Here is a 17,173-nt window from a genome sequence, read left to right on the forward strand (position 1 = left end):
ACATTGTTTGTTATTCTAACGTGATCCGTGTATTTTGTTCCTTTCAAAAAATCAAAAATGTCGGATACTTTAAAAATTGGTGTTATCGATTGCAGTAAGTTTGAAATTTATGCAAATTGGGTTCACAGAGACTATTCAAATATTGAAATTATTCGCCTCGGCCACAAATTCAACAATTTCAATGCCATTGAAAATTGTGACGGCATTGTGCTTACTGGCGGAGAAGACGTTCATCCGCGCTATTATCATCAACCAGAATATTATGTTTATTGCCATCAGGATGATGTAGACGAAAAACGGGATGAATTCGAATTTGCAGTTCTAAACTATACAGAAAAAAATAGAATCCCAGTTTTTGGAATTTGCCGCGGCATACAGGTTGCCAATGTTTTTTTCGGTGGAACTTTAATTCCGGATATTGCAAGTTGGGGTAAATTTAACCACGCTAAAATGCCTGATAAAAGCGACCGTTACCATGAAATTATCGTAAATCCATCTTCTTGGTTAAGTCAGATCGTGAATACAAATGCAGGTTTGGTAAACAGCAATCACCATCAAAGTCCGGATAAAGTTGGCAAAGGCTTAGTCGCCTCTGCCATTACAACTGACGGTGTCATAGAAGCGATTGAACGCCAAGAAACAGAAAACCATGCATTTCTGTGTTTGGTACAGTGGCATCCTGAACGGATGAAAGATCAGCTTAGCCCGTTTTCCAAAAACCTTCATGAGGCATTTATTGCCGCTGTAATTCAAGAAAAAATCAACAGATGATTGGCACAAACCAACCCCGGATTTCCGGCGAAATTGCCGATAACGTGTTTAAAATGACGTACTATTTTCTTACTCAAAATCAGTTTCGAGAATTGTAAGAAATATAACAGCCCATGTAGAGCTTGTCAAAAAGATTACAAATAACCAGAGAGTTCCACTGTTACTTTATCTTAAAAATTCGCCTGTAGCCGATAGGGAAACCCGAAAATTCTCTACAGAAAAATTGCCTGAAATATATACTGCAATGGCTATGAAATCTAAAAAAGGTCTTTCACAATTTATCATCAAGCTATTGTTTAAACTGAAAAACCACCCATTCCTATCCAATCTTTTTCTGACGATGTTGATCAGTAGAATGGCTTTGGCAATTTTCTGGCTAACAATTTGCACGGCGCATTAATCTTTTTTTGATACATTGCAGATTAATAGTTAAAGGTTAACCTACATTTAATTTTGATGAAGAAGTTATTTCTATTCCTGTCAATCTGCGCGATTGGTGCAGGAAGTTTTGCACAGACTATTGTGAACGAAACTGAAATTGGCGAAACAGATGGCGCAGTACAAACAGCCATTGCAATTATTCCTGAACCGGTTTCTCTAATGAAAAAATCTGGCATGTTCGTTCTCCCGGAGAACGTTACTATCCAGACAACCAAAGGCGCAGATCTTAAAGAATCAGTAGAGTTTCTATCCGAAAAAATTACGACCGCTACAGGTAAATTTGTAAACACAGTTGCTTCTGCCAGCAATCCAACCATAAAAATGGTTTTAAATACGCAGAATGATGCCCAATTGGGTTTAGAAGGATATCGTTTAAGTGTAAATCCTTCGCAGATTATTATCACTGCAAATAAACCTGTCGGTATTTTTTATGGCGTGCAATCTTTATTGCAGCTGTTTCCGGCAGAGATAGAAAGTAAGGAAGTTGTGGCGAATATAGAGTGGAAATCGCCTTGCGTAGATATTGTTGATTACCCAAAACTCGGCTGGCGAGGATTGATGTTTGATGTTGCGCGGCATTTTTTCACCAAACAAGAAGTGAAACAATTTATAGACGATATGGTCCGCTATAAATTTAATCTGCTTCATCTACATTTAACAGATGATGAAGGTTGGCGGATTGAAATTAAAGGTTTACCAAAACTTACAGAAGTGGGTGCCTGGAGTGTAAAGAAGGTGGGTACTTTCGGCGATTTTATTCCGCCAACTGCAGATGAACCGCGTACATACGGCGGCTTTTATACGCAAGAAGACATCAAAGAATTGGTACAATACGCACAAGAACGTTTCGTAAATATTATGCCCGAAATTGATGTACCAGGACATAGTTTAGCGGTAATTTCATCGTATCCGGAATTGTCTTGCACAGCAGATGCCGTAAATTATAAAGTGCGTTCAGGTGAAAAAATTATGGATTGGAGCCGCGGAGCGCCACCTTTAGCTTTGGTAGACAATACGCTTTGCCCTGCAAACGAAAAGGTTTATGCTTTTTTAGATACCGTAATTACTCAAGTGGCTAAACTTTTTCCTTTTGAGTATATTCATATGGGCGGAGATGAGGCACCGCACAATTTCTGGGAAAAAAATGAGCAGGTAAAGCAACTGATGCAGCGCGAAAACCTAAAAACAATCCCGCAGGTACAGGCATATTTTGAAAAACGTGTAGAGAAAATCGTCGTATCTAAAGGAAAAAAATTTATGGGGTGGGATGAAATTCTAGAAGGTGGCGTTTCTCCAACAGCCTCGGTAATGAGTTGGAGAGGTATGAAATATGGTATTCAGGCAGCCAACGATAAGCACAATGTAGTAATGAGTCCAACAGAATTTGCTTATCTGGATTATATGCAAGCTGATGCCATTACAGAACCTCGTGTGTATGCGTCATTGCGCTTAAATAAAGCTTATCAATTTAATCCTCTACCGGCAAGTGTAAATGCCAAATACGTCATCGGCGGACAAGCAAACCTTTGGACAGAACAAATTTTTAATTTCAGACAGGTTCAATATATGGTTTGGCCACGTGCATTTGCTATTTCTGAATCTATCTGGAGCCCAATCGAGAAAAAAAACTGGACTAATTTTGTAGACCGTACCGAGCAACATTTCAAAAGGCTGGATTTTGCCAATGTGAAATATTCTCCGGCTTTGTATGATCCGATATTTACGGTAAAAAGAAGCGCGGATAAACAACTTTTAGTGGAGCTGACAACTGAAACAGATGGACTGGATATCTACTATAGCTTTGACAACTCAAGTCCGGATCGGTTTTATCCAAAATATACCGAAGCACTTACCGTACCTAAAGATGCGAGCATGCTACGTGTAATTACGTACAAAGGCAAATCACCTATCGGAAGGTTAATCAGCATGCCGGTTTCCGAATTACAAAAACGCGCCAGATAACATAAGTCTTGACATAAAAAAACCTTCAGATGTAAATATCTGAAGGTTTTTTTATGTTTTAAATATTCTCTATTACTGACCGTTTACAAACCTGCAGTCGCATTTCCGGCTTTCTGTATGCCTTTAAGTTCAACATCAAAAACCAACGGCGTAAATGGATTGATGGACGCACCACCATTTTCGCCATATGCAAGTTTAGATGGAATAATGAGTTTTACTTTTCCACCAATGCCCACCAACTGTATACCTTCTATAAAACCTTTCGGCAACATTACAAGAGGCAGTGGACGCGGGGTGTATTGTACCTGCGGAGAATAAATTCCGGCTTCTTTAGCAATTTTTTCATTTGTGGTATCAAATACATTTGGTTTACTATCGCTTTTTTTATTGGTAAAAGTACCGGTATAATTGACAAGAACAGTATCTGCAAGTGCCGCACGTTCTGTGTTACCCGGATTTTCGATGACGTATTGAAGTCCAGATGCAGTTGTTTTCACCTCCAGGTTATTTTCTTTTACATAGTTAGAAATTTTCCCGGCTTCAGAAGCTTTATTTTTTTGGATCAACGCTTTATATTCTTCTTCAAAGAAGTCACGTTTCTTTTTTTCAAAAACACTATCGGGTTCATTTTGAGCTTTATGCAATACCTTTTCAATTTTCACAGTGAAGGTTGCATAATTGTCTTTCGCATTTGACGGTTTGGGAACGCTAGAGTATTTTGCCATAGAATCCAGATTCAGTTTAAATACTGCGCTGTCTCCCTCGCCAAGTAATTTCAATCCGGCGGTCATATCGCCAACAAACATTTGTTTACTGATTTGAAAAAAAGCTGGTCTTTCATTATCATATGTATTAACCATAATAGAATCGCCATTTTTAGTGTCAACCACCTGGATTCCATTCATTTTTACATAATCGCCTTCTTTGATTTTTTCTTTACCATCATTACGGATGATCCTGTAGGTTAGGTCGCCCTCTCCTTTTTCAAATCTGTTGCATGCACTTAAACCCAAAGCTGCGGCAAAAAGTACAATCATTGTTTTTTTCATTGATATTCTATGATTTAGGTTTTGGACATGGATGATTTTTCCGTGTCCTAAAAATCGCAGGCAAAGATAGCCGATAATCTTTTTCCGTCCATTATCTATCTGCATAAAAACCTCAAATGAATGGTATTGTTTGATTATTCTGACCAAAAAAAAGCCCCGGCTTTTGGCCAGGGCTTAGAATAGTATTTTTAGCAATTATTATTTTGCAGCTGGTTGAGCAGCTTTTGGTTTAAGAATATCTACAATTTCGATTTCAAAAACGATTGGGCTGTACGGCATAATTCCTGCCTGAGGCGCACCTTGCTCGCCATAACCTAATTTTGAAGGGATAATTGCAGTGATTTTTCCGCCTTTACCAATTAACTGAAGTGCTTCAGTAAATCCAGGGATGGTACCTCCAACTGGCATTTTGGTAGGACCATATGGTCTGCCTGGCATAAATTTGTTTTCTGCTTTAGCCAATTTTTCATCGCTTGTATCGAAAACAGGATAATCTCCTTTATCGTTCTTTTTGGTCAATCTTCCAGTGTAGTTGATGTTTACAGTATCGCCAAGAACTGCTCTTTCCGCGTTTCCTGGTGCTGTAATGATGTATTGTAAACCACTTGCTGTAGTTTTGGTTGTCAATTTATTGTCGGCAATGTAGCTTTTTAATTTACCATCTTCAGCACCTTTTTTCTTTTCTACGGTTGCTGCATAATCTTTCTGGAAAAACTCGCCGGCACGTTTCTGGAAAGTAGAATCTGCTTCGTTTTTCTCTTTTTTAAATACTTTTTCAATTTTAACAGTAAAAGTAATGTATTTATCGTTTTTAAACTGCTCTGGTTTAGGCTGTTTTGTGTGCAAAGCCATTGTATCCAAATTCACTTTAAATGTTGCACTGTCACCTTCACCAAACATGGTTAATACATCATTCATATCACCATCATAAGTTTTCTTTGCTACCGGAAAAACAGCAGGCATTTCTGTATTGTAAGTACTTTGCAAAAGTGAATCTTTATCATTTTTCTGAATAAAGTTCATTTTAACAATATCACCTTCTTTAATTTTTTCTTTTCCTTCTGTGTGGTGAATGGTATACAACAAACCTCCGGCACCCTTTTTCTCTTTGTTACAAGCTGCTAAACCTAAAGTTGCTGCTGCTAGAATAATAATTCCCTTTTTCATTTAATTTATTTGAATTTAAAGTTGTTTTCTTTTGCTGTTAAGCGATTAATTGATTTTTATATTCTTCTAAAATTGAAGTAAATTTATCTACTACTTCATTTAATGACAATTCTGATGCTCCACCCGCAGCATTGCGATGGCCGCCACCACTAAAATATTTTTTACAAATCTCATTGGCCGGAAAATCTCCTGTAGAACGAACAGAAAGTTTTACTTTGTCTGGTCTTTCAATGATCAACGCAGCCAGTCGGATTCCGTTTATCGATAGCGCATAATTTACTACACCTTCGGTATCGCCGGTTGCACTATGAAATTTTTCCAGTTCTTCTTTCGTAACCGAGATGATTGCGGTATTGTATTCTCTGATAATCTGAAGTTTATTAGACAAGCAGTAACCCAAAAAACGGATGCGATTTTCGCTTGAATTGTCATACACCAATTGGTGAATTTTCCAGTGTTCTGCGCCAAAATCAATAAGGCATGCTGCGATGCGGTATACCTCTGAAGTTGCAGATGGAAAACGGAATGAACCAGAATCGGTCATAATTCCGGTGTATAAGCAAGTGGCTACATCTTTATTAATACCTGCTTCATCATTCAATTGATTTACAATAAAATCAAATACCAGTTGAGCGGCAGCACATGCATTAATATCCCAATGGCGATAATCGTCAAAATCTTCTGGTTCAAGGTGATGATCAATCATCACTTTTCGTGCTCCAGCTGCCCTTACCAATTCGCCCAGTTCATTAATGCGACTAAGTGTATTAAAATCTAAACAGAAAATTAAAGAGGCTTCATCAACCAATTGCGTTGCTTTTTCTTGTTCTTCGGTAAAAATTACAACATCTCCGTTATTGGGCATCCAATGTAGAAATGTAGGGTAATCTGTTGGTGTAACCACACGTACATGGTGGCCTTTCTGGATCAGATAAGCATATAAACCGAGTGACGAACCCATGGCATCGCCATCTGGTTTATGATGTGTAGTAATTACAATTCGCTGTGGCGTAGCCAGTAATGTTTTTAATTCTGTTAACGTAAGCATATGTTTTTTGCGCCTGCAAAGCTAAGTATTTTTAACATTAATAAACGCTAATTAACGTTATCCTTTTCATATTAATACATAAAAACGTATTTTTGCAAAAAAATTTTCGACAACGAACACGATGAGCACAAACAGAACTTTTACAATGATTAAGCCCGATGCAGTTGCAAATGGCCACATCGGAGCTATTTTAAATGACATCACTACTGCTGGATTTAAAATCATTGCTTTAAAATATACTAAACTTACAGAAGAAACTGCTGGCCAGTTTTATGCTGTACACGCAGAGCGTCCTTTCTACAAAGACCTTGTAGCTTTTATGTCTTCAGGTCCAATTGTGGCTGCAATTCTTGAAAAAGACAATGCTGTTGAGGATTTCAGAAAATTAATCGGCGCTACAAACCCAGCTGAAGCTGCAGAAGGAACAATCCGTCAGAAATATGCAAAATCTATCGATGCAAATGCTGTTCACGGTTCAGATTCTGATGAAAACGCAGAAATTGAAGGTAACTTCTTCTTCAAAGCAGACGAGCGTTTCTAAGCTTTAAGAGATTTAGAGAATTGAAACCCCGGATTTTTTCGGGGTTTTTCTTTTTGAAAAGAATGGTATCTTTCGCCCCGAAATATACCCTATAAAAATATAAACACACGATGAAAAAAATATTAGTTACGCTTGTTGCTTCCGGAATAGCCTTAACAGCAGCCGCACAAACCAAGCCTGTGGCAAAAAAAACTGCCGCTAAAAAACCTGCCGCAACAGCTAAACCCGCGGTATTGGCATTAAAATCGGGAATCGATTCTACCAGTTATGCTTTTGGAAGTTCTATTGGCGCAAGCCTGAAAACAACGGGAATTTCTTCTTTCAATTACGATGCTTTGTTGAAAGGTTTAAAAGATGTGATTAATGGAGCTGCTCCTTCTATGACGCAACAACAAAGTCAGGAGGCAATTAGCCAAGCCATTTCCAATGCCAATAAAAGCAAATTTACTGCAAACATTAATGAAGGGAAAACATTTTTGGAGCAAAATAAAAAACGTGCCGGCGTACAAACTACGGCAAGCGGTTTACAATATGAAGTGATCACAGCCGGAACCGGAATTAAGCCAACAGCAACAGATTCTGTTCTGGTACATTATAAAGGAAGCTTGCTTAACGGTAAGGTGTTTGACAGTTCTTATGATCGCGGCGAGCCGATAACTTTAACATTGGGCCAGGTAATTAAAGGGTGGACAGAAGGTTTACAATTAATGCCTGCAGGTTCTAAATACAAATTTTTTGTACCATATGATCTCGCTTACGGAGAACGTGGTGCCGGACAAGACATTCCGCCATACAGTGCATTGATTTTTGAAGTAGAATTGTTAAAAGTAAACGGGAAATAAACGTTTTGGAAAAACATTCTCTTTCTACTGATGTTTGACTATAAAACGATCAGTATGAAAAAAGTATTTCCTTTATTAACCATTGCATTTTTGGTTTCAACACTCAGTAGTTGTGAACTTATCGGCGGAATATTTAAGGCAGGCGTTTGGACCGGAATCATTGTTGTGGTTGTGGTTGTTGCCTTAATTATCTGGATTCTGGCCAAGATATTTGGTGGCGGAAAAAGTTAAACAAATGCAAAACACAAAACATAAAAAAAGGTATAAGAACAGTCTTATACCTTTTTTATGTTAAATGCCCTGACGGTACTAAAGAAAAACAATTTCATTAATAACTTCGTTACCGGCGTGTTCATTTAGTTTTTGAATGATGCCTTGCCGAACCAGAACCAATTCATTTTTGATAACTGATGATTCTATCCGGATAAACAATTTCTTATCGTGGATATACAATTTCTTTGTTCTGTTTGCAATGGCGGTGCCCATAATTTCTGGCCAAATGGCTAAAATAGAAGTTTCATCAAATTTGCGGCGCAACCGGTATACATCAAGCATTTTGCTGATGGCATCTTTCATGGTTACATCATTCGGTTTACGCATGGCTTATCTCTCCGTTATCTACTGTGAACAAAGTTACATCAACTTCTATCTTTTCAAAAATAGATTTTACCCTTTCTATTCCGGTATCGGTAATAAAGATCTGACCAAAATCGTGATGCGAAACCATTTGCATTAATTTCTGCACACGGTGATCATCAAGCTTATCAAAAATATCATCCAATAGCAACAGCGGCTTAAATCCCTTATGCTTAGATAGATATGCATACTGAGATAATTTAAGCGCTATGAGAAACGATTTTTGCTGACCTTGAGATCCGAATTTCTTTAGTGGCATTTCATGGATAGAAAACACCAGTTCATCTTTATGTATTCCGGTAGTTGTACGTTCCAGAACCCGGTCTTTCTCTACAGATTTTTGCAACAAAATCTGAAATGGAAGCTCAGAAAGCTGAGATTGATAAAACAACTGAACCGATTCTTTTGCATCTGTTAAATAGCTGTAGTATTGATTAAACAGCGGAACAAACTCATCCATAAACTGTTTTCTCTTTTCAAAAATCCGGTTTCCGGAAACAATCAATTGCTCGTCCAGAATTTCAAGTAAAGTGGGATCGTATTTTCTGGTGATGGCAATTTGTTTGAGTAAAGCATTTCTATTCAGCAGGCTTTTGTTGTATGAAATGAGTACATCAAGATAATTGGAATCGGTTTGAGATATTACATTATCGATGAATTTCCGCCTTTCTTCGCTTCCCTCCATAATCAGATTTACATCGTAAGGAGAAATCATTACCACAGGAAACAAACCAATATGATCGGCCAGTTTATCGTATTCTTTCTTATTCCGTTTAAATTGTTTTTTCTGATTACGCTTTACGCCACAGCTAATTTTTTCATTTTTATTGTTACGGTCAAAATCGCCTTGTACCATAAAAACTTCTTCGCCGGTTTTAATCTGCTGGCTATCTATCGGATTAAAATAACTTTTACAGAGGCAAAGGTAATGTATGGCATCAAGCATATTCGTTTTGCCCGATCCGTTATCTCCGGTAAAAATATTTACAGTATCTGAGAACGGAACTGCGGCATCGCCATAGTTTTTGAAATTGAGCAGAGTAATATTCTTTAACCACATAAATAGCCTGCAATTTACCTATTTTTCATCTTAACGTAACAAATGTTAAATAAATACTTGGCGGGAAAGCAAAAAATGTATCTTTAATCAACTTAGTTAGAATGGTTGCACAAAAATTATTAGAAGGAAACGTTCTTTGGGCCTTTGATCATGAGCTTGTAAAAGAAGGCACTCAGGGTTTGTTTAAGAAAATTGCTGGTGTGTTCTCTTTTTTGCCCCGTTTACACAAACATAAAGGCGAAATTTTACTGGCTTCCAGCGGAATTTATATTGCCGGCGAAACAGAGTTAAGTCTTCCTTTATCAGAAATTGAGGAAGTGTATATGGGATTTGATGATATTTTCCCTGCTTCATCTACAACAAATTTTGGAATGTTTTGGCAACCTATTCGTATAACTTCATCCAGAAATGCCCTTGAAAGACAAATCATTTATCTGATTATCGATTATTCGGGTCTTTTCACCAATAACCAAACCTGGTTTCATACCTTAATCCGTTTGCTTAAATAGTATTCTTCTTCGTATTGGCTAAACAACTAATGTATAATCAAATACTTACAAATAAAGGTTGATACTTTGACTTAAAAATGTATTTTTGCAATCTCAATTTTTTAAACAAACATGTCTACAACAGATAATCAGACTATTCAACCTAGAAAAGGTTCATTTATACAGGAAAACAATAAAAGCTTGTTATTCATCGCAGGTGCTATTGTTTTGTTGGTTGGTGTATATTTATGGTATCAAGGCGTCTACTTAAAAGGCCGTGCAGAAGAAGCAGCAAGTAAAATGTTCAAATCTGAGCAATTTATAGGTGTAGATTCACTTTCAAATAAAGCGGTTAAAGGGGAAGGCGGATATATGGGCTTAGAAGCTATTGCAAAAGAATATGACAATACTAAATCGGCTAATTTGGCTAATTTGTATCTTGGTGGTATTTATTTGCGCAAAGGCGAATACAAACAAGCTATCGATGCATTGAGCAAATATTCTGCTACAGGTAGTCCGGTTGCAGATCCGTTGGCTTTAGGCTTATTGGGAGATGCATACAGCGAATTGAAAGATTACAAGCAAGCGTCTACATATTACAAGAAAGCTGCAGATAAAGCAAGCAAATTCACTTCTCCTATGTTTTTGAAAAAACTAGGTTTGGTAAGCGAAAATCTAAACGATTTTAAAGGTGCTGTTGATTCTTACACAAAAATTAAAACGCAGTATCCTGAAAGTGCTGAAGCACAATTGATCGACGCGTATATCGCAAGAGCTCAAGAAAAAGTGAAATAATTACATTATACAATATTAAAAAGGCCATCAAATTAATTTGATGGCCTTTTTTGTATCCAAAGAACTTTGATGAAAAATGTATCCTTTGGGGATTATTTATTGAAAGCGGTCATTGTTTTTGCGGGACCCATTGTAGCGAAACTTTTAATCAGCTCTACACTCTTATCAATTAATGCAGGCAATTCAAGCTGTTCTTCTTTATCAAACTTACCCAGAACAAAATCAACCTGTCGGCCTTTAGGATAATCATCGCCGATACCAAAACGAAGGCGAGCATAATTTTGTCCGCCGCAAACCTCTTCTATGCTTTTTAAGCCATTGTGACCGGCACTGCTTCCTTGCAATTTCAAACGTAGTTTTCCGAGAGGCAAGGCAAGGTCATCTACAATAACCAAAACATTTTCCGGCGCAATTTTGAGTTCTTTCATCCAATAATTTACTGCTTTACCACTCAGATTCATGAAAGTTGTAGGCTTAATAACATGGAATTTCTTGCCTTTAAAACCAACCTCGGCGTAGTAAGCCAAGCGAAGCAGATCGAAACTTCCATTAAGTCCTTTTACCAGTTCATCGGCAATGTCAAATCCGATATTATGCCTGGTTTGTGCATATTCGGGTCCAATATTGCCCAAACCGACGATTAGATATTTCATGGCGCAAATGTAAAAGATAAAGAGGAAAGCTGCAAAGAGATTTAACAGCACACGCAGAAAGCCGAAAAATGGTTGAGCGTTGAAAAAAAAAGCGGTACAAATTTCTTTGCACCGCTTTAGGGTTTTGGATATCACAGTTGACCTGCGAAACTTAATACTACTTTCTACCTTTAGCAGCTTCAGTTTCTGCTTGTTTCAATGCTCTAGACATTGCTACAGAAACGATAGTATCTTCAGGAGTGTTGGTGATTACATAGTTATCGCCTTTTAAATCGCGAACACGGAATAAACTACCTACTTCTAATTTCTCTAAGCTTACTTCTACGTTTTGAGGCATGTTAGCTGGTAAAGCTTTAACACGAAGTTTACGTAATTTCTGGATCAATTTACCCCCCATTTTAACACCTGGAGAAGTTCCGGTTAATTTAACAGGAATTTCCATAACGATTTCTTTCTCGTCAAATAACTGAAGAAAATCGATGTGCATTAACACATCTGTTAATGGATGGTATTGAGTGTCTTTTACGATTGCTTTAGTTTTAGCACCGTTAACTTCAATCTCAACAAAGTTTACTTCCGGCGTGTAAATTACGTCTCTTAAATCAGCAATTACAACAGCAAAATGTTGTTGTTCTTTACCTCCGTACAATACCGCTGGAACTTTACCTTCGTAACGAAGTTCCTTGGCATCGCGTTTCCCTACGTTCTCTCTTGGAGAACCGCTAATAGCGATTGTTTTCATTTTATTTATATTTATTTATTTGTATTTAGCATTTGGTAATCTGGCACCAAAACTTTCGTTTCTAACCATTTACCGCCTACCTTTTTAATTTTTCTTTTGTTCTGCGTTTGGAGGCTGGCGCTTACTCTCTCGGATCGTTTAACGCCTATACCTTAAACAAATCACTAATTGAACCATGTTCATTTACATTGGCTATTGCTCTTGCAAACAAACTTGCAGTACTTAACACTTTTATTTTCGAGCTTTCTTGTTTCAACGGAATTGTATCCGAAACAATAAGCTCAGTAAGAACCGAATTTTCTACAGTTTCAATAGCCTTACCAGATAATACAGCATGTGTACAAACTGCACGCACACTTGCCGCGCCATTTTCCATAATTAAAGCCGCTGCTTTAGAAAGAGTTCCGGCGGTATCGCAAATGTCATCAATCAAAACCACATCTTGCCCGGTAACATCACCAATGATTGACATGGATTCAATTTCATTTGCCCGTTTACGGCGTTTATCGCAAATGATCACTTCTGCATTGAAAAACTTAGCAAAAGTACGTGCACGATAAGAACCGCCCATATCTGGCGATGCAATCGTGAGGTTAGGCAGTTTTAGGCTTTTGATGTACGGGACAAAGATTACCGATCCATCTAAGTGATCTACCGGAATATCAAAGAACCCCTGAATCTGAGCTGCATGTAAATCCATCGTCATAATGCGGTGAATCCCTGCTGATTTTAACAAATTGGCCACCAATTTAGCACCTATTGCAACACGAGGTTTGTCTTTCCGATCTTGACGAGCCAAACCATAATAAGGCACCACAGCAGTAATGTAATGTGCAGATGCGCGTTTAGCAGCATCAACCATTAGCAAAAGCTCCATTAGGTTGTCACTTGGTTGGTATGTAGATTGGATTAAAAAAACGTCGCAGCCGCGGATTGACTCATCAAAAGATGGTTGAAATTCCCCATCACTGAATTTATGAATCGTTACGTCGCCAAGAGGCTTGCCGTAATGTTCAGCAATTTTGAGCGATAATTCTCTAGAACCTGTTCCGGAAAAAAGCTTTACCGGGTTAAACTGCAATGGCATGATCCGTGTGTAGTTTACGGTTAAAAAAAATCGGATCATATCTGTGTAGATACGATCCGAACTAAAATTTAGTTGTCCGACCTGGATTCGAACCAAGACAAACGGTACCAAAAACCGTTGTACTACCCTTATACTATCGGACAAACTGTTTATCGAAAATCTCTCTTCGAAAGGGAATGCAAATGTAGAAAGCTTTTTTTAATTCTGCAAGAGTGATTTTAAAAAAAATTAAAATTTATTCGTGCTTCTTTCTTATTGCGATGCAAAGATAAAAAAAACATGAAACAATGTGCAACATTTCTATTTTTTAGGTGACTTTTTAAGATGAAAAAACCTAACTCTTTTACTATCAAGGAAAAAAAATTCTATATGCATTACACTAAAATGAATAACCTAACGGGATCGTTTTGCCGCGGCATCGTTACGTCTAGCTATTTGCCCAGGCTTAATGACACTGTAAGTTTCTGGAACTATGGCGGATTTAATATGACAGCATTTAAAATGCTGAACACTTTATCATTGCTACCCACTCTTTATATGTTCTTATCGAAAACAAGCCCGATAAACAGCTGATTAAAATAAAGCTTTTAAGTAATTATGTGATCGACATTAAATCCGGATTAAATCGGCATTTTGCCATTAATTTTTGTTAAATCAATCTACAAAATTGCAAGGATTGTCGACTAGAATGGTTAATTTCGGCAGCATTTTTATGTAAAAACAAGATTTCATTAACAATATCAAAATTCAATGAATTATTCAAAAGTCAATAATATAGTAGGCTGGATCTGCTTCTTCATTGCTACATTAACGTATGTTTTAACTTTAGAACCTTCTGCAAGCTTCTGGGATTGCGGTGAGTTTATTGCATCGGCATTTAGAATGCAGGTTGTTCACCAGCCTGGCGCACCGCTTTTCTTAATGATTCAGCGGTTTTTCTCCATTTTTGCTTTTGGCGATTTAACCAATATTGCATATTGGATGAACATCGGCTCTGCAGTATCAAGTGGTGCAACAATTCTATTCCTGTTTTGGTCTATAACGGCGATTGCAAAGAAAACTGTCGTTAAAACGGGCGAAGTAATTTCTACCAGTCAGCTCATTAGCATTATGGGTGCAGGTGCAGTTGGTGCATTGGCCTATACTTTCTCTGATAGTTTCTGGTTTTCTGCAGTAGAATCTGAAGTTTACGCACAGTCTTCTTTGTTTACAGCAATTGTATTCTGGGGAATTTTGAAATGGGAAGCACACGCAGATGAGCCAAAAGCAGATCGTTGGTTGCTTTTCATTGCCTATATCATGGGGCTTTCTATTGGTATTCACTTATTAAATCTACTAACAATCCCGGCGATTGCTTTTGTTTATTACTTTAAACGAACCGGAAAAGCAACTACATCGGGCATTTTCAAAACCTTAATTGTAGGCATTCTTATTCTTGCCGTTATACAATATGGAATTATTCAATACCTCGTTTCATTTGGTGCCTATTTCGATTTGTTTTTTGTTAACACCTTAGGTTTAGGTTTTGGAACCGGCGTATTGTTTTTTGCAATCCTACTTATTGCGGCATTTGTTTTCGGAATCAGATATTCAATCAAACACCAAAAAAGATTACTGAATCTCGGTCTTATTTCAGCAGTGCTGATCATTTTCGGATATGCATCTTTTTCTATGATTATTATCCGCGCAAAAGCAGAACCGAATTTGAATAACAGTGCACCAAAGGATGCTTTTTCATTTTTAAGTTACCTTAACCGTGAGCAGTATGGTGATCGTCCATTGCTGTTTGGCCCGAATTACAACTCAGAAAGAAGTGGCGTAGAAGAAGGTAAAACACTTTGGAGAAAAGGCGCAGAGAAATATGAGGTTGCAGGTAAAAAGAACGATTATAAATATAGCGACAATACTTTATTGCCAAGGATGTACAGCGGAGATGATCCACGCCATGTAGACTTTTACAAAGAATGGATGCACCTTGATGATTCTAAAAAACCAAATGTGGTGGATAACGTTGGCTTTTTATTCAGTTATCAAATTGGCTACATGTACATGCGTTATTTCCTTTGGAATTTTGCCGGCCGCCAGAACGACGAACAAGGTCAGGGCAGCGGTTATGAAGGCGAATGGATTAGCGGCATTAAATCTATAGATGCATTACGCATGGGCGATCAAAGTCATTTGCCACCATCTACTATTGATAATAAAGCATATAACCGCTTTTTCTTTTTGCCATTAATCTTGGGAATTATGGGCGCAATCTGGCATTTTAACCGCAATCAAAAAGATGCTGGTGTAGTTGCCTTATTGTTCTTCTTTACCGGTATTGCTATTGTGCTTTATCTTAATCAAAAACCTTTAGAACCGCGTGAACGTGATTATGCTTATGTAGGGTCGTTTTACGCTTTCGCCATATGGATTGGGCTTGGTGCACTTGCCATTAAAGAGTGGCTGTTCAAAAAGCTCACACCAACAATGGGTGCTGGCTTAGCAACGGCAATTGGTTTACTTGCTGCGCCGGTAATTATGGCTGAGCAAGGTTGGGACGATCACGACAGATCGACCAAATTGGTTGCCCATGATATTGCATTGGATTATTTACAATCTTGCGCACCAAATGCGATCCTGTTCACCTATGGTGATAATGATACGTATCCGCTTTGGTACATTCAGGAAGTAGAAAATGTCCGTCCGGATGTTCGGATTGTAAACTTGAGTTTGTTTGATACAGATTGGTATATAAACGGTTTAAGACAGAAACAAAATGAATCTGCGCCATTACCAATTACGATGAAACCAGAACAGTATGTTCAAGGCGAACGTGACGTAATGCCTTACGACGATTATAAAATTGCAGGCAATGTAGAGTTGAAAAACATTGTTGATTTATTATTATCAGATAACCCGGAAGACAAAGTTGCCATGCAAGACGGTAGCAAATCGAATTTTCTGCCAACTAAGAATTTTAAAATGACAATTGATCCGCAGCAGGTTTTAAAAACCGGAACGGTTCCGGCTGCTGATGCAGGTAAAATTGTTTCAGAAATGGACTGGAAATTCAACAAAGGATATCTAACAAAAGGCAATCTTGCTATGCTGGATATTTTGGCACACAACAATTGGGAACGCCCGATTTACTTCGCATCTACAGTACCTTCAGAACAATATAATGGTTTGGATAAATATCTTTACACTGAAGGTTTAGCCATGCGTTTACTTCCATTGACTCCAGATACCACAAGTACAGAAGAGCGCTCTGAGCAATCTAATCTGCCTGCTTTGTACAACAATGTAATGACGAAGTTTAAATGGGGCAATATGAAAACGGCAACATACCTTGATCCGCAGTCATCTGACGATACCTTCATTTTTACCAATATCTTCAGCAATCTTGCCGGAGGTTTAATTAAAGAAGGTAAAACTGCAGAAGCGAAAAAAGTAATGGATAAATATTTTGAGGTGATGCCTGAAAGATTCTTTGGAATCAGAACGGTTGTAGTGAAATTCTACATCGCTGAAAATCTTTATAAACTGGGAGAAACCGCCAAAGCGAATGATATGATGTTGAAGTCCGGTGATTATATCAATAAAGAACTCGGTTATCTTGCAGATATTTCCCAATCAAAAGGAAGCCTAACAGGAATGCAAAACGTTCAAACTGGTTTATATTACCTAGACCGTATGGTTAGAACCAGTAAAGCATCTGGTCAGGAAAAAGTAAGCAATCAGTTGCAAGCGATTTTCAACGGATTGGAAGCACGTTTCTCTGCTTATTTCCCTCAGCAACCTGCTCAATAGGATCATACTTAATTTAAAATACCAAAGCCGTTACATCGCAAAATGTAACGGCTTTTTTGTTTTCCGAGCCAAAGCAACCACCAAAATTTATGCTTT

Annotated in this window: 16 protein-coding genes and 1 pseudogene; 9 read left to right on the forward strand and 8 right to left on the reverse strand. The window is 37.8% G+C overall.

The genetic code is table 11. From position 1 onward, the window contains the following. The first annotated feature begins 57 nt into the window (after nucleotides 1-57). From ACJVDH_RS17320 to ACJVDH_RS17330, 3 genes and pseudogenes are all read left to right on the forward strand, one after another. Complete coding sequence (locus tag ACJVDH_RS17320) at nucleotides 58-771, forward strand: gamma-glutamyl-gamma-aminobutyrate hydrolase family protein (protein ID WP_443944657.1); 714 nt, start codon at nucleotides 58-60, stop codon at nucleotides 769-771. A gap of 73 nt (nucleotides 772-844) precedes the next feature. After that, nucleotides 845-1,171, forward strand: a pseudogene (locus ACJVDH_RS17325) (DUF7793 family protein); the annotation flags it as partial. A 56-nt stretch (nucleotides 1,172-1,227) separates the two neighbouring features. Beyond that, on the forward strand, nucleotides 1,228-3,174 hold the full coding sequence (locus ACJVDH_RS17330; RefSeq protein WP_443944658.1) for a beta-N-acetylhexosaminidase: 1,947 nt from the start codon (nucleotides 1,228-1,230) through the stop codon (nucleotides 3,172-3,174). 83 nt (nucleotides 3,175-3,257) lie between these two features. Here the strand turns inward: ACJVDH_RS17330 and ACJVDH_RS17335 are convergent, their stop codons facing one another. From ACJVDH_RS17335 to ACJVDH_RS17345, 3 genes are all read right to left on the reverse strand, one after another. Beyond that, on the reverse strand, nucleotides 3,258-4,223 hold the full coding sequence (locus ACJVDH_RS17335; RefSeq protein ID WP_443944659.1) for an FKBP-type peptidyl-prolyl cis-trans isomerase: 966 nt from the start codon (nucleotides 4,221-4,223) through the stop codon (nucleotides 3,258-3,260). A gap of 198 nt (nucleotides 4,224-4,421) precedes the next feature. Then, complete coding sequence (locus ACJVDH_RS17340; RefSeq protein ID WP_443944660.1) at nucleotides 4,422-5,390, reverse strand: FKBP-type peptidyl-prolyl cis-trans isomerase; 969 nt, start codon at nucleotides 5,388-5,390, stop codon at nucleotides 4,422-4,424. Nucleotides 5,391-5,427: 37 nt separating this feature from the next. After that, a complete protein-coding gene (locus ACJVDH_RS17345) occupies nucleotides 5,428-6,438 on the reverse strand; it encodes a DHH family phosphoesterase (protein WP_443944661.1) in 1,011 nt (336 codons plus the stop codon). A gap of 121 nt (nucleotides 6,439-6,559) precedes the next feature. On the opposite strand from ACJVDH_RS17345, the gene ACJVDH_RS17350 reads away from it, so the two are divergent. From ACJVDH_RS17350 to ACJVDH_RS17360, 3 genes are all read left to right on the forward strand, one after another. Further along, the gene (locus ACJVDH_RS17350) at nucleotides 6,560-6,979 is read left to right on the forward strand and encodes a nucleoside-diphosphate kinase (RefSeq protein WP_443944662.1); all 420 of its coding nucleotides are present in this window, start codon (nucleotides 6,560-6,562) and stop codon (nucleotides 6,977-6,979) included. Between the two features lie 110 nt (nucleotides 6,980-7,089). Further along, nucleotides 7,090-7,821 (forward strand): FKBP-type peptidyl-prolyl cis-trans isomerase, encoded by a 732-nt coding sequence (locus tag ACJVDH_RS17355; RefSeq protein WP_443944663.1) that lies wholly within the window; start codon nucleotides 7,090-7,092, stop codon nucleotides 7,819-7,821. 54 nt (nucleotides 7,822-7,875) lie between these two features. Further along, on the forward strand, nucleotides 7,876-8,052 hold the full coding sequence (locus ACJVDH_RS17360; protein ID WP_443944664.1) for a hypothetical protein: 177 nt from the start codon (nucleotides 7,876-7,878) through the stop codon (nucleotides 8,050-8,052). Between the two features lie 78 nt (nucleotides 8,053-8,130). On the opposite strand, the gene ACJVDH_RS17365 is transcribed toward ACJVDH_RS17360, so the two are convergent. Next, nucleotides 8,131-8,421: a DUF721 domain-containing protein gene (locus ACJVDH_RS17365; protein WP_443944665.1), complete on the reverse strand. Its 291-nt coding sequence runs from the start codon at nucleotides 8,419-8,421 to the stop codon at nucleotides 8,131-8,133. Beyond that, entirely contained in the window at nucleotides 8,414-9,517 is a 1,104-nt protein-coding gene (recF, locus tag ACJVDH_RS17370; protein WP_443944666.1) for a DNA replication/repair protein RecF, read from the reverse strand. The genes ACJVDH_RS17365 and recF overlap by 8 nt, the downstream gene beginning before the upstream one ends. 101 nt (nucleotides 9,518-9,618) lie before the next feature. Between recF and ACJVDH_RS17375 the strand changes: the two genes are divergently transcribed. Together ACJVDH_RS17375 and ACJVDH_RS17380 are read left to right on the forward strand one after the other, a co-directional pair. Beyond that, nucleotides 9,619-10,026: a hypothetical protein gene (locus tag ACJVDH_RS17375; protein WP_443944667.1), complete on the forward strand. Its 408-nt coding sequence runs from the start codon at nucleotides 9,619-9,621 to the stop codon at nucleotides 10,024-10,026. A gap of 111 nt (nucleotides 10,027-10,137) precedes the next feature. Continuing rightward, the gene (locus ACJVDH_RS17380; RefSeq protein WP_443944668.1) at nucleotides 10,138-10,800 is read left to right on the forward strand and encodes a tetratricopeptide repeat protein; all 663 of its coding nucleotides are present in this window, start codon (nucleotides 10,138-10,140) and stop codon (nucleotides 10,798-10,800) included. 92 nt (nucleotides 10,801-10,892) lie between these two features. On the opposite strand, the gene pth is transcribed toward ACJVDH_RS17380, so the two are convergent. From pth to ACJVDH_RS17395, 3 genes are all read right to left on the reverse strand, one after another. Beyond that, the gene (pth, locus tag ACJVDH_RS17385) at nucleotides 10,893-11,453 is read right to left on the reverse strand and encodes an aminoacyl-tRNA hydrolase (RefSeq protein WP_443944669.1); all 561 of its coding nucleotides are present in this window, start codon (nucleotides 11,451-11,453) and stop codon (nucleotides 10,893-10,895) included. Nucleotides 11,454-11,610: 157 nt separating this feature from the next. Further along, nucleotides 11,611-12,195, reverse strand: coding sequence for a 50S ribosomal protein L25/general stress protein Ctc (locus ACJVDH_RS17390; protein ID WP_443944670.1), 585 nt, complete (start codon nucleotides 12,193-12,195; stop codon nucleotides 11,611-11,613). A gap of 145 nt (nucleotides 12,196-12,340) precedes the next feature. Further along, on the reverse strand, nucleotides 12,341-13,282 hold the full coding sequence (locus tag ACJVDH_RS17395; RefSeq protein WP_443947633.1) for a ribose-phosphate pyrophosphokinase: 942 nt from the start codon (nucleotides 13,280-13,282) through the stop codon (nucleotides 12,341-12,343). 750 nt (nucleotides 13,283-14,032) lie between these two features. On the opposite strand from ACJVDH_RS17395, the gene ACJVDH_RS17400 reads away from it, so the two are divergent. Continuing rightward, complete coding sequence (locus ACJVDH_RS17400) at nucleotides 14,033-17,077, forward strand: DUF2723 domain-containing protein (protein ID WP_443944671.1); 3,045 nt, start codon at nucleotides 14,033-14,035, stop codon at nucleotides 17,075-17,077. Nucleotides 17,078-17,173: the final 96 nt, after the last annotated feature.

This window comes from Pedobacter terrestris, from assembly GCF_052343045.1.
Classification (GTDB): Bacteria; Bacteroidota; Bacteroidia; order Sphingobacteriales; family Sphingobacteriaceae; genus Pedobacter.

Excerpts from the sequence above, each read along its gene's own strand:
- ACJVDH_RS17320 (WP_443944657.1), top strand. The coding sequence starts at position 58 with ATGTCGGATACTTTAAAAATTGGTGTTATCGATTGCAGTAAGTTTGAA.
- ACJVDH_RS17330 (WP_443944658.1), top strand. The coding sequence starts at position 1,228 with ATGAAGAAGTTATTTCTATTCCTGTCAATCTGCGCGATTGGTGCAGGA.
- ACJVDH_RS17335 (WP_443944659.1), bottom strand. The coding sequence starts at position 4,223 with ATGAAAAAAACAATGATTGTACTTTTTGCCGCAGCTTTGGGTTTAAGT.
- ACJVDH_RS17340 (WP_443944660.1), bottom strand. The coding sequence starts at position 5,390 with ATGAAAAAGGGAATTATTATTCTAGCAGCAGCAACTTTAGGTTTAGCA.
- ACJVDH_RS17345 (WP_443944661.1), bottom strand. The coding sequence starts at position 6,438 with ATGCTTACGTTAACAGAATTAAAAACATTACTGGCTACGCCACAGCGA.
- ACJVDH_RS17350 (WP_443944662.1), top strand. The coding sequence starts at position 6,560 with ATGAGCACAAACAGAACTTTTACAATGATTAAGCCCGATGCAGTTGCA.
- ACJVDH_RS17355 (WP_443944663.1), top strand. The coding sequence starts at position 7,090 with ATGAAAAAAATATTAGTTACGCTTGTTGCTTCCGGAATAGCCTTAACA.
- ACJVDH_RS17360 (WP_443944664.1), top strand. The coding sequence starts at position 7,876 with ATGAAAAAAGTATTTCCTTTATTAACCATTGCATTTTTGGTTTCAACA.
- ACJVDH_RS17365 (WP_443944665.1), bottom strand. The coding sequence starts at position 8,421 with ATGCGTAAACCGAATGATGTAACCATGAAAGATGCCATCAGCAAAATG.
- recF (WP_443944666.1), bottom strand. The coding sequence starts at position 9,517 with ATGTGGTTAAAGAATATTACTCTGCTCAATTTCAAAAACTATGGCGAT.
- ACJVDH_RS17375 (WP_443944667.1), top strand. The coding sequence starts at position 9,619 with ATGGTTGCACAAAAATTATTAGAAGGAAACGTTCTTTGGGCCTTTGAT.
- ACJVDH_RS17380 (WP_443944668.1), top strand. The coding sequence starts at position 10,138 with ATGTCTACAACAGATAATCAGACTATTCAACCTAGAAAAGGTTCATTT.
- pth (WP_443944669.1), bottom strand. The coding sequence starts at position 11,453 with ATGAAATATCTAATCGTCGGTTTGGGCAATATTGGACCCGAATATGCA.
- ACJVDH_RS17390 (WP_443944670.1), bottom strand. The coding sequence starts at position 12,195 with ATGAAAACAATCGCTATTAGCGGTTCTCCAAGAGAGAACGTAGGGAAA.
- ACJVDH_RS17395 (WP_443947633.1), bottom strand. The coding sequence starts at position 13,282 with ATGCCATTGCAGTTTAACCCGGTAAAGCTTTTTTCCGGAACAGGTTCT.
- ACJVDH_RS17400 (WP_443944671.1), top strand. The coding sequence starts at position 14,033 with ATGAATTATTCAAAAGTCAATAATATAGTAGGCTGGATCTGCTTCTTC.